The sequence below is a fragment of the Prauserella endophytica genome, from assembly GCF_005146945.1.
Taxonomy (GTDB): domain Bacteria; phylum Actinomycetota; class Actinomycetes; order Mycobacteriales; family Pseudonocardiaceae; genus Prauserella_A; species Prauserella_A endophytica.
The window spans coordinates 339,689-353,466 of the sequence record NZ_SWMS01000005.1; the positions used below are offsets into that span (position 1 = coordinate 339,689).

Sequence of the window (13,778 nt, forward strand, 5' to 3'; positions counted from 1 at the left end):
ACAGCGACATGGTGAGTCGGTTCGAGAGCGGCAAGGACACGGTGCAGGTGCTGACCGAGTCCGCGGCCACGCACATCGGCAACATCGCGGGGATCGTCACCGGTGCCGTGCGCGACATCGCGCGCGAGACCGGCGACTGGCTGACCGACGTGATCGAGATGCGCGAGGCGGCGCAGCGGGCGCGGGAGGACGACGAACGTACCGCCGGTGAGGCGGACGGATCACTCGGGCGCGAGTGATCTCGCGAGGCCGGTGAGCGGGAGGCTTTCGCCGCGCCGCAGCAGCCGCACGCTCGTGCCGGGGTGCCGCCTCGCCGCCTCGTCGAGGAAGTTCGAAATCGGCGACGTGAAGTTGCGGTAGTCATCGAAGTGCACGGGCACGGCGTGCGCCGGATCGAGCAGCTCCAGCAGCTCGCCGCCTTGCCGGTCGTCCATCGTCACCAGCATGCCGAGCACCCTCGTGCCGCCAAGATGCAGCACGGCGAGGTCGATGCCGGGAAGCCGCTCGCGGATCTCACGCAGCTCGTCGTGCACCACCGTGTCGCCGCTGACGTAGATGCGCAGCCGCCGGGAGTCTGGCGCGGCGACGTAGTCCCAGACGGTGCCCATCACGGGCGGCAGCACCTTGCCGAGCACGCCGGTGGAGTGCCGCGCGGGCACGGCTGTGACCGTGAGTGTCGCGCCCCGCTGGCGCAGGGTCTCCGCCGACCACGTCGCGAGCGGCACCGGCTCGCGGAACCCGTGGCGCCGCAGCCGCCGCGCCGCGTGGCCGGTGGTGAGGATCGGCAGGTCGGGGGCGAGTCCTCGCCGCGCGACACGGTCGAAGTGGTCCCCGTGCAGGTGGGAGAGCACCACGGCGTCGAGCGGCGGCAGCTCCGCGATCCCTGCCGACGGCTCGGTGCGCCGCCGCGAGAACAGGCCCTGGCCGAAGTAGCACCACTGACCCCGGTGCAGGAAGTTCGGATCGGTGAGCACCGTGAACGGGCCGAGCCGCACCAGCGTCGTCGCCGTGCCGATGAACGTCAGTGAGTCCTCGCGGGGAAACATCGCCGTGGGCTACCCGCACGGCCGCGGCGTAACCTCCCGATCATGACCGTCCACAACGGAGCGTCCACGATGGCGCTACGCTGCGTTCATGGCTGACGCTCTCGCTCCGTTGACGCGGCTGCTGCACCGGTATCGTGCGCAGGATCCCGTGGAGGAAGCCGACCTCGCTCGCGTGCGCGAGCTGGTGGAGACCAGCGACGCGCCCTGGGACCGGTCGACGCCGCTGCACGTCACCGGATCGGCGTTCGTCGTGCACCCGGGAACGAACCGGGTCCTGCTGCGCTGGCACGAGCGGCAGCAGGCGTGGCTGCACGTCGGCGGCCACTTCGACCCAGGTGAGAACGACCCGCTCGACGTCGCACTGCGTGAGGGCCGGGAGGAGACGGGGCTGCGCGACCTCGCGCCGTGGCCGGACGCGGAGCTGGTGCACCTCGCGATCGTGCCGGTGCCCGCGAAGGGCGCCGAGCCCGCACACGAGCACGCCGACCTGCGCTTCGTGCTCGCCACCGGCGTACCCGGCACGATCACGGCCGAGCGGCCCGACGCGCCTCTGCGCTGGCTCACGCTGCCCGAGGCGCTCGAGTCGAGCGACCTGCCGAACCTGCGCGAGAGCCTGGCCCGCGTGGAGCGGCTGGTTCGTCCTCCGGGGGTGAGGTGACGGGTGCCTCGAGAGGGCACCGTGTGTCCTCATGAGCACCGCGACCACCTCGGCGCACAGCGGCGTCCTCGGGACGGCGTGCGTCTCCACGTTCGTCGTCAACGCCAACACCTCGGCGGTCAGCATCCTGCTGCCCTCGATCGGCTCCGACCTCGGCGTCTCGATCGACCTGCTGCAATGGGCCGTGACCGGGTACATGCTGGTCGGGGCGGCCACGATCGTCACGTCGGGCGCGCTCGGCGACGTGTTCGGCAGGCGGAGGATGTTCGTCTACGGGCTGCTGCTGTTCGTGGTCTCGTGCGTGTTGATCGCGCTCGCGCCCGGCGGCTGGCTGGTGATCGTGGGCAGGGTGATCCAGGGCGCGGCGGGCGCGGCGATCGTCGCGTCGGGGCTGAGCCTGCTCTCGGTGGTCACCACCGGGCCCGCACAGATGCGCGCCGTGGCGCTGTGGGGAGGGGCCGCGGCTGCAGGCGCAGCGGCTGGGCCCGTGCTCGGCGGTGTGCTCAACGAGGCGACCGGCTGGCAGGGACTGTTCTGGATCGACGCGGGCATCGCCGCCCTCTGCGTGCCGTGGGTGTTGCGCACGGTGCCGGAGTCGCGCGACCCTGCGCGCCCACGCAAGATCGACGTGGCGGGCACGCTGCTGGTGGCCGCCGTGCTCGCGCCCTTCGTGTTCGCGATGACGGAGGGCTCGTCGTGGGGCTGGGCGTCGGTGCCCACGCTGGTGTGCCTGGTGATCTCGGTGGTGGCGGCCGTGGTGTTCGTCGCCGTCGAACGCAGGGTGGCCGCGCCGCTCGTGGACCTGCGGCTGCTGCGCAACACGCGACTGGTGGGCGCGACCACGGCCATCCTCATCGGGGCCGGGGCGATCGCGGGACTGTCGCTGCTGATCAGCCTGTACTTCCAGGAACCGGCGACGTTCGGGATGAGCAGCCTGGAGGCCGGGCTCGCGACGCTGCCACTCGCGGCGCTGGTGATTCTGGCGGCTCCCGCCGTGACCCCGCTGGCGCACAAGTTCACGCCCCGCGCGGTGATCATCGCCGGGTTCGTGCTGATGACGGCCGGGTTCGCGGTGCTCGGCGCCGTCGGGCCGTCGTGGACGTACTGGGCGATGCTGCCTGCCCTGGTCGGAATCGCCGTCGGGCTCGCGCTGTCCAACGGGCCCGCGTCGTCCATCGCGACCGCGTCGGTGGCCGAGGAGGAGGTCGGCGCCGCGTCGGGGATCTCGAACATGGCCAGGTACGTGGGCGGCGCGGTGCTCACCGCGGTCGCCGCCGGAATCTACGGGTCGGTGACCGCGAACCGCGAGGCTGCGGGCGATCCGAGAGGCTCGTCGCTGGCCGACGGGCTCGCCGTGTCGTGCCTCGCGCTGGCGATCTTCTCGGCGTCGGGGATCGTGCTGGGCTTGCTGGCGGCCCGGCGTGCGCGCCGCCCCCGGCCGCTCGACTACGCCGCCGCCGCGGCGGCGACCGCCCACACTCTCCCGGTGCACACCGCGGAACGCGCCCCGCTGGGGTGACCCCGCGGTTGCAGTGAAGGCCACCTTCACTGCGTTGGATCAACACAGCGGCGCGCAGCGTCTCCGTTTGGGTGGTGGTGGGAGGCGGGTGGGCGCAGGGATGGTGGCCTTCACTGCGTTGGATCAGGTCAGCCGGATCGGACCTCCGCGAGGGCTACCGGGCGGTGTTCGGCGCGGGAGATCTCGCACGCCTCGGCGACGTAGAATGCCTCCAGCGCGTCCGCCGGGGTGCACGGGCTGGGGCTGCGGCCGGCGACGACCTGCGTGAACGTCTCCAGTTCACGGACGTAGGCGGGGGCGAAGCGGTTCAGGAAGTGCGGGTACGGGGGGCCCGCGGGCCGGTCGATCCCGGGCTCGGCGGACGTGAGCGGGGTCCGCTCGTCGAGCCCCACGGCGATGCTGTCGTGCTCGCCCAGCAGTTCCAGCCGCACGTCGTAGCCCGCGCCGTTGTAGCGGGTGGCTGAGACGAGCGCGATGGTGTCGTCGTCGAGCGTCAGCACGGCGGCTCCCGTGTCCACGTCGCCGGCCTCGGCGAAGAACGCCGCACCGCGGTTGGTGCCCAGCGCGTAGACCTCGGCCACCTCGCGGCCGGTGACCCAGCGGATGATGTCGAAGTCGTGCACGCCGCAGTCGCGGAACAGCCCGCCGGAACGGGGCACGTACTCGGCGGGCGGGGGAGCCGGGTCCAGCGTGGTCGCCCGCAGCGTGTGCAGCCTGCCGAGCTCGCCGGAAGCCACGGCGGCGCGCGCGGCGGCGTAGCCCGCGTCGAACCGCCGCTGGAACCCGATCTGCACGGGCACCCCCGAGCCCTCGGTGGTCTCGATGACCTTCAGCGTGCCCGCGAGGTCCGCCGCGACGGGCTTCTCGCAGAACACTGGGATCCCCGCCGCGACCGCCCTGCCGATGAGCTCGGGGTGGGAGTCGGTGGCCGTGGCGATCACCAGCCCGTCCGGCGCCGAGGCGAACAGCGCGTCGAGGTCGGCGACGAACTCCGCGCCGAGCCCGGCCGCCGCCACCCGCGCGCGCTCCGGGTCGAGATCGGTGACGAGCAGCGACTCGACCTCCGGGATGCCGCGCAGGATCCGCGCGTGTGCCGTGCCGATGCGGCCGATACCGGCGAGTCCTAACCGCATGTGCCGCCCTTTCGTGGTCAGTTCGGGGGAGCGCCGGTGGTGCCCCTCGGCACCAGCGACGGGTGGAGCAGGTGCCGTGCCGGGGCGGTCCGCTCGCCGCGCACCCGTTCGAGCAGCGCCTCGATCGCGAGCCTGCCCATCTCCAGCCTCGGCTGGTCGACCGTGGTCAGGGAGACACGGCGGAGCGCCGAGAACGACGTGTTGTCGTAGCCGACCACCGAGATGTCCTCGGGAATGCGCAGGCCCTCCTCCTCCAGCGCGGAGATGGCGCCGAAGGCGTTGAAGTCGTTGCCGCAGAACAACGCCGTGGGTCTTTCGGCGCGCGGGACCGTGTCGAGCAGGTGGCGGACGGCCTTCTCCCCGGCGGTGTCGGTGTGCTCGCTCGGCAGCACCACGGGAGTGAGCCCGTGCGCCTTCATGGCGAGCCGGTAGCCGCGCCGCCGGGCCGCCGCGGTGGTGGCGGTGCCGCCGTCGAGGTGTGCGATGCGGCGGTGCCCGAGCGAGATGAGATGCTCGACGGCGAGGACGGAACCGGCCACCCCGTCGTCGTTCACGGTGTCCACGGTGGACAAACGCGAGCCGCGGGAGACCAGCACCACGGGGCACGTTCGCGCGGCGGCCTCGATCGCGGACGCAGGCAGCACGGGGGAGAGCAGCACGACCCCGGCGGGGTGGAAGGAGAGCAGGTTGCGCAGTGCGGCCTTTTCCCTGCCGGGACTGCGGGAGCCGGAGTTGAGCACCAGCTCGAACCCGGCCTCCCTCGCCGCGCCCTCCAGCCCCTCGATCACGTCGGCGAAGAACGCGTTGCGCAGGTCCGAGACCATCACGCCGAGCACCGTGGACGTGCGGCTCGCCAGTGCCCTCGCCATCACGTGCGGCTGGTAGCCCAGCTCGTCGGCCGCCGTGAGCACGGCCTGCCGCCGCCGGTCGCTGACCTTCGGCGAGTTGTTGAGGACGAGGGAGACCAGTGCCCTCGACACGCCCGCACGGGCGGCCACGTCCTCCATCGTCGGTCGTGCCAACACGCCCTCCGCAAGAAACCGCTCCGCGACGCACTTGACAGTGCCGCTCGGGACGCTACACGCTTGGAGCGCTCCAACCAATAGAGCGCTCCAACGGCGGAGCGCCCGGGAGGGACGCACCCTGATGACGTCGCCGTCGCGGTTTCGTGTGGCAGGAGCCCCGATCTCGTGGGGTGTGTGCGAGGTGCCGGGCTGGGGCACGCAGCTCGACGTCACCACGGTGCTTGGCCAGATGGCCGAACTGGGTCTGGGGGCTACGGAGCTCGGGCCGCCGGGCTACCTGCCGACGGAACCCGGGGCGCTGCGGGCGTTGCTGAGCGAGTACGCGCTGGGGCTGGTCGGCGGTTTCCTCGCCGTGCCCATGCACACCGAACCGGAGCGCGCCCGCGCCGCCGCCGAGGAGTCCGCCGCGCTGCTCGCCGAGTGCGGGGCGGAGGTGCTCGTGCTCGCCGCCGCGACAGGGCTCGACGGCTACGACGAACGGCCCGCGCTCGACTACCGGGGCTGGCGCGCGCTCGTCACCACGGCGGAGGAGATCCAGGTCCTCGCGCGAAGGCACGGGCTGCGCGCGGTCCTGCACCCGCACGTCGGCACCCACGTCGAGCGGGAGGACGAGGTGGAGCGCTTCCTCGCCGACTCGTCGCTCCCGCTGTGCCTGGACACCGGGCACCTGCTCGTCGGCGGCACCGACCCGGTGGCGCTCGCCCGGCGGCACCCCGCGCGCATCGGGCACGTGCACCTCAAGGACGTCCGCGCGGACCTCGCCGGGCGGGTGCGCGCAGGGGAACTCGACTACACCGCCGCCGTCGGGCAGGGCCTGTACGTGCCGCTCGGCGACGGCGACGTGGACCTCGCGGCGATGGTCGGCTTCGTCCGCGCCGCGGGCTACCCCGGCTGGTACGTGCTCGAACAGGACACCGTGCTCGGCGAGCACGACACGGGCGACCGGCCGAAGCGGGACACCGCGCGCAGCCTGGCCTACCTGAACGACCTCGTCAGCCGGCTGCCCGCCGGCTGAGCCGAACCGACTGGAGAGAGACGATGAAGTCCGAATCCACTCACAGGTTCCTTCCGAAACGACGATGGCTCGCCGCGGCGGGACTCGCCGGCGCCCTCGCGCTCACCGCGTGCGCCGGGCCCGAGGGCGAGGAACCCGCCGCGCAGGAGGGCCAGAACCAGCAGGCGCAGGGCGACCTGACCGTCTCCGTGATCTCGCACGGCACGGCGGGCGACGCGTTCTGGAACGTCGTCAAGAACGGCGCCGAGGCAGCGGGCCGCGACCTGGGGGTCCAGGTCGAGTACACCGCGGACGGTGACCCCGGCGCGCAGGCTCGGCTCATCGACAACGCCGTGGCACAGCGGGTCGGCGGGCTCGTGGTGTCGATGGCCAACCCCGACGCGCTCGGGCCGTCCATCCAGCGCGCGGTGCAGGCGGGAATCCCGGTGATCACGATCAACTCCGGCGAGGACCGCAGCGCCGAGTTCGGCGCCCTCACGCACGTCGGGCAGAACGAGACCGTCGCGGGCGAGCAGGCCGGTGCCGCGTTCGCCGATGCGGGCAAGCGCAAGATGCTGTGCGTCATCCACGAGGCCGGCAACATCGGCCTCAACCAGCGTTGCGACGGCGCACGTGAGGGTTTCTCCGGGCAGGTCAGCAATCTCCAGGTCGACATCAGCAACCCGACCGACGTCGAGTCGCGGATCAGGGGAGCCGTGCAGACCGACCCGTCGATCGACGCGGTGCTGACGCTGAACTCGCAGGTCGCCGCACGCGCCGCGAGCGCGATCGAGGCCGCGAACTCGAACGCCGAGGTGGCGACGTTCGACCTCAACGCCGACGTCGTCTCGGCCATCAAGTCCGGCGAGGTGCTCTTCGCCGTCGACCAGCAGCAGTACCTCCAGGGCTACCTGCCGGTGCAGTTCCTCAAGCTGTATCGCGACAACGCCAACGTGGTCGGCGGAGGGCGGCCGGTGCTCACCGGGCCGGACCTGGTGGAGCGGGACAACGTCGACCGCATCGGCCAGTACGTGGAGCGGGGCACGCGATGACCGTCGCGCCACCCACGCCCGTCGACGAGCGCGTCGCGGCGCCCCGCCTGCTGGACCGGCTCGTGGTCCGGCCGGAGATCGGGGCGCTGCTCGGGGCGATCGTGGTGTTCGTGTTCTTCTCGCTCGTCACCGACCAGTTCCTGAGCCCGGGAGGCGTCTCGACGTGGCTCGACGACGCCTCGACGCTCGGGATCATGGCGGTGGGGGTGTCGCTGCTGATGATCGGCGGGGAGTTCGACCTCTCCGCCGGTGTGATGACCGCGTCGACAGCGCTGGTCACGGCGATACTGGCGACCGAGGCGGGCTGGAACGTGTGGGTGGCGCTGGGTGCCTCGCTGGTGTTCGCGCTGCTGGTGGGCGGGTTCAACGGATGGCTGGTGATGCGCACCGGCCTGCCGAGCTTCATCGTCACCCTGGGCACCTTCCTCGCCCTGCAGGGACTGAACCTCGGGGTGACGCGGCTGCTGACGGGCACCGTGCAGGTGTCGGGTGTGCGGGCCGCGGACGGTTACGAGTCGGCCGGGATGCTGTTCGCGTCCACGATCGAGATCGGGGGCACGGAGTTCCAGGTGTCGATCCTGTGGTGGATCCTGGTGGCGGCGGTCGCGGCGCTCGTGCTCGTGCGCACGCCGTTCGGTAACTGGATCTTCGCGGTGGGCGGCTCGGCCGTCAGCGCCCGCGCCGTCGGCGTTCCGTTGGTGCGCACCAAGATCCTGCTCTTCATGACAACGGCGTTCGCGGGCTGGATCGTCGGCTCGATCAACATCCTGCGGTTCGACAGCGTGCAGGCCAACCAGGGCATCGGTCAGGAGCTGCAGTTCATCATCGCCGCGGTGGTGGGCGGGTGCCTGCTCACCGGTGGCTTCGGGTCGGCGATCGGGGCAGCGATCGGCGCGCTGATCTTCGGCATGGCGCGGCAGGGCATCGTCTTCGCGGGCTGGGACAACGACTGGTTCATGTTGTTCCTCGGCGTGATGTTGCTCGCCGCGGTGCTCGTCAACAACACGTTCCGGCGGCGCGCGGAGAGGGTGCGGAGATGACTCCCCTGATCGAGGTCACCGGCATCGGCAAGTCCTACGGCAGCGTCCACGCGCTGCGGGACGTGTCCACTGTGGTCAACGCGGGTGAGGTCACGTGCGTGCTGGGCGACAACGGTGCCGGTAAGTCGACATTGATCAAGATACTGGCCGGGGTGCACCAGCACGACTCCGGGGAGCTGCGGGTCGGCGGCGAGCCGGTGCGGTTCTCCTCGCCGAGGGACGCGCTCGAGGCGGGCATCGCGACCGTCTACCAGGACCTCGCGGTCGTGCCGCTGATGAGCGTGTGGCGCAACTTCTTCCTCGGCTCGGAGCCGACGATCGGGTTCGGGCCGGTCAAGCTGCTCGACCGGCGGAAGGGCAAGCGGGTCACCAAGCAGGCGCTCGCGGAGCTGGGCATCGACCTGCGGGACGTCGAGCAGCCGGTGGGCACGCTCTCCGGTGGTGAGCGGCAGTGCGTCGCCATCGCGCGGGCCGTCCACTTCGGAGCAAAGGTGCTGATCCTCGACGAGCCGACCGCGGCGCTCGGCGTGAAGCAGGCGGGGATCGTGCTGCGGCACGTCGCGCAGGCGCGTGATCGCGGCCTCGGCGTCGTGCTCATCACCCACAACCCGCACCACGCCTACCCGGTGGGCGACCGGTTCCTGCTGCTCAAGCGGGGTGCGCCGCTGGGCACCTACGAGAAGTCGGAGATCGACCTCGGGGAGCTGACCAGCCAGATGGCGGGCGGCGCGGAACTGGCGGCGCTGGAGCACGAGTTGCGGTCGGTGGAAACGTGACGCTGGAGGCGCTCACCGTGGGCCGCGTCGGGGTGGACCTCTACCCCGAGCAGAGCGGTGTGCCGCTGGCCGAGGTCAGGACGTTCGCGAAGTCGCTGGGCGGCACGGCGACCAACGTCGCGGTGGCGGCGGCGCGGCTGGGCAGGCGCACCGCCGTGCTCACCAAGGTGGGCGCCGATGGCTTCGGCGACTACGTGCGCACGGCGCTGCGGGGCTTCGGGGTGAGCCCCGACCACGTGGGCACCGCGCCGGAGTTGCGTACTCCGGTGGTGTTCTGCGCGCTCGACCCGCCGGAGGATCCTCCGCTGCTGTTCTACCGTGAGCCGCTCGCGCCCGACCTCTCGCTGACGGAGCGGGACGTGCCGTGGGACGTCGTGGAGGCCGTGCCCCTGCTGTGGGTCACGGGCACGGGCGTGTGCGCGGAACCGGCGCGCGGCACGCAACGGGAGATCCTGCGGCGCCGGGATCGCCGGACCCACACGGTGCTGGACCTGGACTACCGGCCGATGTTCTGGCCGGACGAGGGCACGGCACGCGCGGAGATCGGCGCGCTGCTGGAGCACGTGACCGTCGCCGTGGGCAACCGGACCGAGGCGGAGATCGCCGTGGGCACCGCGGAACCGGCCGAGGCGGCGAAACGGATGCTCGAACGCGGCGTCGAGCTCGCCGTCATCAAGCAGGGCGGTGACGGCGTGTACGTCGCCACGCGAGAGGGCGCGTGGACGGTGTCACCCCGGTCCGTCGACGTCGTGTGCGCGCTGGGTGCGGGCGACGGCTTCGGCGGGGCACTCGTCCACGGCCTGCTGTCGGGCTGGGAACCGCCGCGGATCGCCGCCTACGCCAACGCGGCGGGCGCGATCGTCGCCTCCCGGCTCGCGTGCGCGGACGCCATGCCCACGGCCGACGAGATCGAGAGGACACTGGCGAGTTGATCACCGAGGAGCAGTGGGCGGACCTGTTGCGGGTGCGCGCGACCGATCCGCGCGCGGTGCGCCGGGCCTACGACCGCCGGAAGCGCAGAGCGAGCCTGCTGTCGGAGCGCGGCACGCTCTTCCTCGTGGCCGCCGACCATCCGGCGAGGGGCATGCTGGGCGTCGGCCCCGATCCGCTCGCGATGGCCGATCGCAGGCGGCTGCTGGAGCGGCTGCTGGTCGCGCTCGCCGACCCCGCCGTCGACGGCGTGCTCGGCACCCCCGACGTGGTGGAGGAGCTGTTGCTGCTCGGCGCGCTCGACGGCAAGGTGGTGCTCGGCTCGATGAACCGGGGCGGGCTCGCCGGCGCCGACTGGGAGATCGACGACCGGTTCACCGCCTACACTGCCCGTTCCATCGTCGACTGTGGACTCGACGGCGGGAAGATGCTGCTGCGGATCGTGGACTCCGATGCCGGGACCGCGCCCACTCTGGAGTCGTGCGCGCGGGCGGTGTCCGAGCTCGCCGGGGCCGGGCGGCTCGCCATGGTGGAGCCACTGCCGTACGCCCGTGACGGCGGCACGCTGGTGCTGCGGCGCGACGCGGCCTCACTCGCCCGCGCGATCGGCGTGGCCTCCGGCCTTGGCGTCACGTCGGCGTACACGTGGCTCAAGCTGCCGAGCGTGCGGGAGGCCGTTGTGCTCGACGCGACGACGTTGCCCGTGGTGGTGCTCGGCGGGGTGCCGTCGGGGGACTACGCCGCCGATCTCGAGCAATGGGGCGCGACCCTGCGCCACCCCGTGGTGCGAGGGCTGGTCGTCGGCCGTTCGCTGCTGTACCCGCCGGACGGCGATGTCGCCGGTGCGGTGGCCGCCGCGGCGCGAATGCTGGAGAAGTCCCGATGAGCGCCCTGCATCGCCCGCACGGGACGCTCGCCGACGGGGCCGACCCGGTGCGGCTGTACCCGGAGGACGCGGGCTGGGCCTACACCGGGCTGCGCGTGCTGACCCTGGAGCCGGGCGAGCCGCGCACGGTCACCACCGGCGAGTTCGAGGCGTTCGTGCTGCCGCTCTCCGGCGGGTGCGAGGTCACCGTCGACGAGGAGCGCTTCGTGTTGCGCGGGCGGTCGTCGGTGTTCACAAGGGTCACCGACTTCGCCTACGTGCCACGGGATGCCGAGGTCGAACTGTCCGCTGTGGAGGGTGCGGAGATCGCGCTGCCGATGGCCCGCTGCGAGCGCAGGCTCGTGCCCCGCTACGGACCCGCCGAGCTGGTGCCGGTGGAGGTGCGGGGCGCGGGCAACGCGACCCGCCAGGTCACCAACTTCGGTGTCCCCGGGGTGTGGGAGCACGCCGACAAGCTCAACGCGTGCGAGCTGATCACCCCGGACGGCAACTGGTCCTCCTACCCGCCGCACAAGCACGACGAGGCAGGCGAGTGCGAGGTCGTCAACGAGGAGATCTACTACTTCCGCATCGCCGGGCGCGACGGGACCACGCCGAGTACGGCGGGCTTCGGGCTGCACCGCACCTACACCGCCGACGGGGAACTGGACGAGGACGTGGCCGTGCGCGACGGCGACGTGTTCCTGATCCCGCGCGGCTACCACGGCCCGTGCGTGGCGGCGCCGGGTTACCCGATGTACTACCTCAACGTGCTCGCCGGGCCCGGCCCCGAGCGCTCGATGGCGTTCTGCGACGACCCCGCCCACGGCTGGGTCAGGGACACGTGGCGCGACCTGCCTGCCGACCCGCGCTGCCCGGTGACCGGAGCCGAAGGGAGGCGGGGGTGAGACTGACGACCGCGCAGGCACTGGTGCGCTGGCTGGTGGCGCAGCGCGCCGAGCTGCTCGACGGAACCGAGGTGCCGTTGTTCCCAGGCGCGTTCGCGATCTTCGGCCACGGCAACGTGCTCGGCCTCGGCAGCGCGCTCGAGGAGCATCGCGACCGGCTGCCGGTGTGGCGGGGGCACACCGAACAGGGCATGGCGCTCGCCGCCGTCGGCTACGCCAGGGCCGTGCACCGGCGTCAGGTGGGCGTGGTGACGTCGTCGATCGGACCCGGTGCGCTCAACATGGTCACCGCCGCAGGGGTCGCGCACGCCAACCGCCTGCCGTTGCTGCTCCTGCCCGGCGACACGTTCACGGGCCGCGCGCCCGATCCGGTGCTACAGCAGGTGGAGCACTTCGGCGACCCGGCGGCCACCGTCAACGATGCCTTCCGCGCCGTGAGCCGCTACTTCGACCGCGTCGTCCGGCCCGAGCAGCTGGCGCACACCCTGCCCCAGGTGGCGAGGGTGCTCACCGATCCGGCCGAAACCGGTCCGGTTACGCTCGCACTGCCGCAGGACGTGCAGGCCGAGACGTTCGACTTCCCCGGCTCGCTGTTCGAGCCCGTTGTGCGGCGGGTGCCTCGGCCCCGCCCGGACACCCGCGAGGTCGCCGAGGCCGCCGACGTGCTGGGAAAGGCCCGGCGCCCCCTACTCGTGCTCGGCGGGGGCGTGCGCTACTCCGGTGCGGAGCGGGAGGCGCTCGCGTTCGCGCGCGAGCACGACTTCCCCGTCGTCGAGACCACCGCGGGCCGCACCCTGGTCCCGCACGACGAGCCCCTCTACGCGGGCCCACTCGGCATCACCGGCTCCGCCTCGGCCAACGCACTCGCGGCCGAGGCCGACGTGGTGCTCGCCGTCGGCACCCGGCTGCAGGACTTCACCACCGCGTCGTGGACGGTGTTCGACCCCCGGGTGCGCCTGGTGACCCTCAACGTCGCGCGGTTCGACGCGGTCAAGCACGGGGCCACGGCGGTGGTGGGCGACGCGCGCGAGGGGCTGGCCGAGCTCACCTCGGCGCTCGCGGGCCGCGGCGTCGTCGACCCGGCGTGGACCATGCGGGCGGCCATGGAGCGGGCGCGGTGGGACGACTACGTCGACGGCCTGCGCGCACCCGGCGAGGGGCTGCCCACCTACGCGCAGGTGGTGGGCGTGGTCAACGACGCCGCTGAGCCGGGGGACTACGTCATGACCGCGTCGGGCGGGCTGCCGGGCGAGCTGGTGGGCGGCTGGCGGGCGATGGACACCGCGAGCATGGACGTCGAGTACGGCTTCTCGTGCATGGGCTACGAGCTCGCCGGCGCGTGGGGCGCGGCGCTGGCCCGCGACGGCGTGGTGACGACGCTGCTCGGCGACGGCTCGTACCTGATGCTCAACTCGGAGCTGTTCTCAGCCGCGTTCGCCGGGCATCCCTTCGTCGCGGTGGTGTGCGACAACGACGGCTACGCCGTGATCGCGCGCCTGCAGGAGGGCCAGGGCGCGCCCGCGTTCAACAACCTCTACGCCGACTGCGCCTCTGCACACGAGAACCCGCCGCGCGCCGACTTCGCCGCGCACGCCGAGGCGCTGGGCTGCGTCGCGTTCGCCGCCGCCGACCTCGCCGGGTTCCGCGACGCCTACGTCAAGGCGCGTCAGGCCGCGCGCACGCAGCGCAGACCCGTGGTCGTGGTGCTGCGCACCGACCCGGCCGCCTGGACCGACGCGGGGGCGTGGTGGGAGGTCGGCGTTCCACCGCACCTGCCCGGCCACGCCGAGTACGAGGTGGGCAAGGCCCGCCAGCTGCGTTACCGCGCCTGA

The 13,778-nt window shown here is 72.5% G+C and carries 14 protein-coding genes; 11 read left to right on the plus strand and 3 right to left on the minus strand.

The window, feature by feature from the left end:
• The first annotated feature begins 8 nt into the window (after positions 1-8).
• A complete protein-coding gene (locus tag FCN18_RS12655; protein ID WP_112275265.1) occupies positions 9-239 on the plus strand; it encodes a hypothetical protein in 231 nt (76 codons plus the stop codon).
• Here the strand turns inward: FCN18_RS12655 and FCN18_RS12660 are convergent.
• Positions 222-1,046, minus strand: a complete 825-nt coding sequence (locus FCN18_RS12660; protein WP_112275267.1) for an MBL fold metallo-hydrolase — start codon at positions 1,044-1,046, stop codon at positions 222-224. The genes FCN18_RS12655 and FCN18_RS12660 overlap by 18 nt on opposite strands.
• Before the next feature lie 88 nt (positions 1,047-1,134).
• On the opposite strand from FCN18_RS12660, the gene FCN18_RS12665 reads away from it, so the two are divergent.
• Together FCN18_RS12665 and FCN18_RS12670 are read left to right on the plus strand one after the other, a co-directional pair.
• Positions 1,135-1,704 (plus strand): NUDIX hydrolase, encoded by a 570-nt coding sequence (locus FCN18_RS12665; RefSeq protein WP_137095072.1) that lies wholly within the window; start codon positions 1,135-1,137, stop codon positions 1,702-1,704.
• Between the two features lie 31 nt (positions 1,705-1,735).
• Positions 1,736-3,223 (plus strand): MFS transporter, encoded by a 1,488-nt coding sequence (locus tag FCN18_RS12670; RefSeq protein ID WP_112275271.1) that lies wholly within the window; start codon positions 1,736-1,738, stop codon positions 3,221-3,223.
• Between the two features lie 128 nt (positions 3,224-3,351).
• On the opposite strand, the gene FCN18_RS12675 is transcribed toward FCN18_RS12670, so the two are convergent.
• Together FCN18_RS12675 and FCN18_RS12680 are read right to left on the minus strand one after the other, a co-directional pair.
• The gene (locus FCN18_RS12675) at positions 3,352-4,356 is read right to left on the minus strand and encodes a Gfo/Idh/MocA family protein (protein ID WP_137095073.1); all 1,005 of its coding nucleotides are present in this window, start codon (positions 4,354-4,356) and stop codon (positions 3,352-3,354) included.
• Between the two features lie 17 nt (positions 4,357-4,373).
• A complete protein-coding gene (locus FCN18_RS12680; RefSeq protein WP_137095074.1) occupies positions 4,374-5,378 on the minus strand; it encodes a LacI family DNA-binding transcriptional regulator in 1,005 nt (334 codons plus the stop codon).
• A gap of 124 nt (positions 5,379-5,502) precedes the next feature.
• On the opposite strand from FCN18_RS12680, the gene FCN18_RS12685 reads away from it, so the two are divergent.
• The 8 genes from FCN18_RS12685 to iolD are packed head-to-tail and all read left to right on the plus strand — an operon-like array spanning position 5,503 to position 13,778.
• Positions 5,503-6,396, plus strand: coding sequence for a TIM barrel protein (locus tag FCN18_RS12685; RefSeq protein ID WP_137095075.1), 894 nt, complete (start codon positions 5,503-5,505; stop codon positions 6,394-6,396).
• A gap of 23 nt (positions 6,397-6,419) precedes the next feature.
• On the plus strand, positions 6,420-7,427 hold the full coding sequence (locus FCN18_RS12690; RefSeq protein ID WP_112275279.1) for a sugar ABC transporter substrate-binding protein: 1,008 nt from the start codon (positions 6,420-6,422) through the stop codon (positions 7,425-7,427).
• Positions 7,424-8,467, plus strand: coding sequence for an ABC transporter permease (locus FCN18_RS12695; RefSeq protein WP_112275281.1), 1,044 nt, complete (start codon positions 7,424-7,426; stop codon positions 8,465-8,467). Before FCN18_RS12690 ends, FCN18_RS12695 begins: the two co-directional genes overlap by 4 nt.
• Entirely contained in the window at positions 8,464-9,243 is a 780-nt protein-coding gene (locus tag FCN18_RS12700; protein WP_112275283.1) for an ATP-binding cassette domain-containing protein, read from the plus strand. The genes FCN18_RS12695 and FCN18_RS12700 overlap by 4 nt, the downstream gene beginning before the upstream one ends.
• Entirely contained in the window at positions 9,240-10,175 is a 936-nt protein-coding gene (gene iolC / locus FCN18_RS12705; protein ID WP_113644160.1) for a 5-dehydro-2-deoxygluconokinase, read from the plus strand. Before FCN18_RS12700 ends, iolC begins: the two co-directional genes overlap by 4 nt.
• Positions 10,172-11,059, plus strand: a complete 888-nt coding sequence (locus FCN18_RS12710) for a Cgl0159 family (beta/alpha)8-fold protein (protein ID WP_113644161.1) — start codon at positions 10,172-10,174, stop codon at positions 11,057-11,059. The genes iolC and FCN18_RS12710 overlap by 4 nt, the downstream gene beginning before the upstream one ends.
• Positions 11,056-11,946 (plus strand): 5-deoxy-glucuronate isomerase, encoded by an 891-nt coding sequence (iolB, locus tag FCN18_RS12715; RefSeq protein ID WP_112275287.1) that lies wholly within the window; start codon positions 11,056-11,058, stop codon positions 11,944-11,946. The genes FCN18_RS12710 and iolB overlap by 4 nt, the downstream gene beginning before the upstream one ends.
• A complete protein-coding gene (gene iolD / locus FCN18_RS12720) occupies positions 11,943-13,778 on the plus strand; it encodes a 3D-(3,5/4)-trihydroxycyclohexane-1,2-dione acylhydrolase (decyclizing) (RefSeq protein ID WP_112275289.1) in 1,836 nt (611 codons plus the stop codon). Before iolB ends, iolD begins: the two co-directional genes overlap by 4 nt.

Excerpts from the sequence above, each read along its gene's own strand:
- FCN18_RS12655 (WP_112275265.1), top strand. The coding sequence starts at position 9 with ATGGTGAGTCGGTTCGAGAGCGGCAAGGACACGGTGCAGGTGCTGACC.
- FCN18_RS12660 (WP_112275267.1), bottom strand. The coding sequence starts at position 1,046 with ATGTTTCCCCGCGAGGACTCACTGACGTTCATCGGCACGGCGACGACG.
- FCN18_RS12665 (WP_137095072.1), top strand. The coding sequence starts at position 1,135 with ATGGCTGACGCTCTCGCTCCGTTGACGCGGCTGCTGCACCGGTATCGT.
- FCN18_RS12670 (WP_112275271.1), top strand. The coding sequence starts at position 1,736 with ATGAGCACCGCGACCACCTCGGCGCACAGCGGCGTCCTCGGGACGGCG.
- FCN18_RS12675 (WP_137095073.1), bottom strand. The coding sequence starts at position 4,356 with ATGCGGTTAGGACTCGCCGGTATCGGCCGCATCGGCACGGCACACGCG.
- FCN18_RS12685 (WP_137095075.1), top strand. The coding sequence starts at position 5,503 with ATGACGTCGCCGTCGCGGTTTCGTGTGGCAGGAGCCCCGATCTCGTGG.
- FCN18_RS12690 (WP_112275279.1), top strand. The coding sequence starts at position 6,420 with ATGAAGTCCGAATCCACTCACAGGTTCCTTCCGAAACGACGATGGCTC.
- FCN18_RS12695 (WP_112275281.1), top strand. The coding sequence starts at position 7,424 with ATGACCGTCGCGCCACCCACGCCCGTCGACGAGCGCGTCGCGGCGCCC.
- FCN18_RS12700 (WP_112275283.1), top strand. The coding sequence starts at position 8,464 with ATGACTCCCCTGATCGAGGTCACCGGCATCGGCAAGTCCTACGGCAGC.
- iolB (WP_112275287.1), top strand. The coding sequence starts at position 11,056 with ATGAGCGCCCTGCATCGCCCGCACGGGACGCTCGCCGACGGGGCCGAC.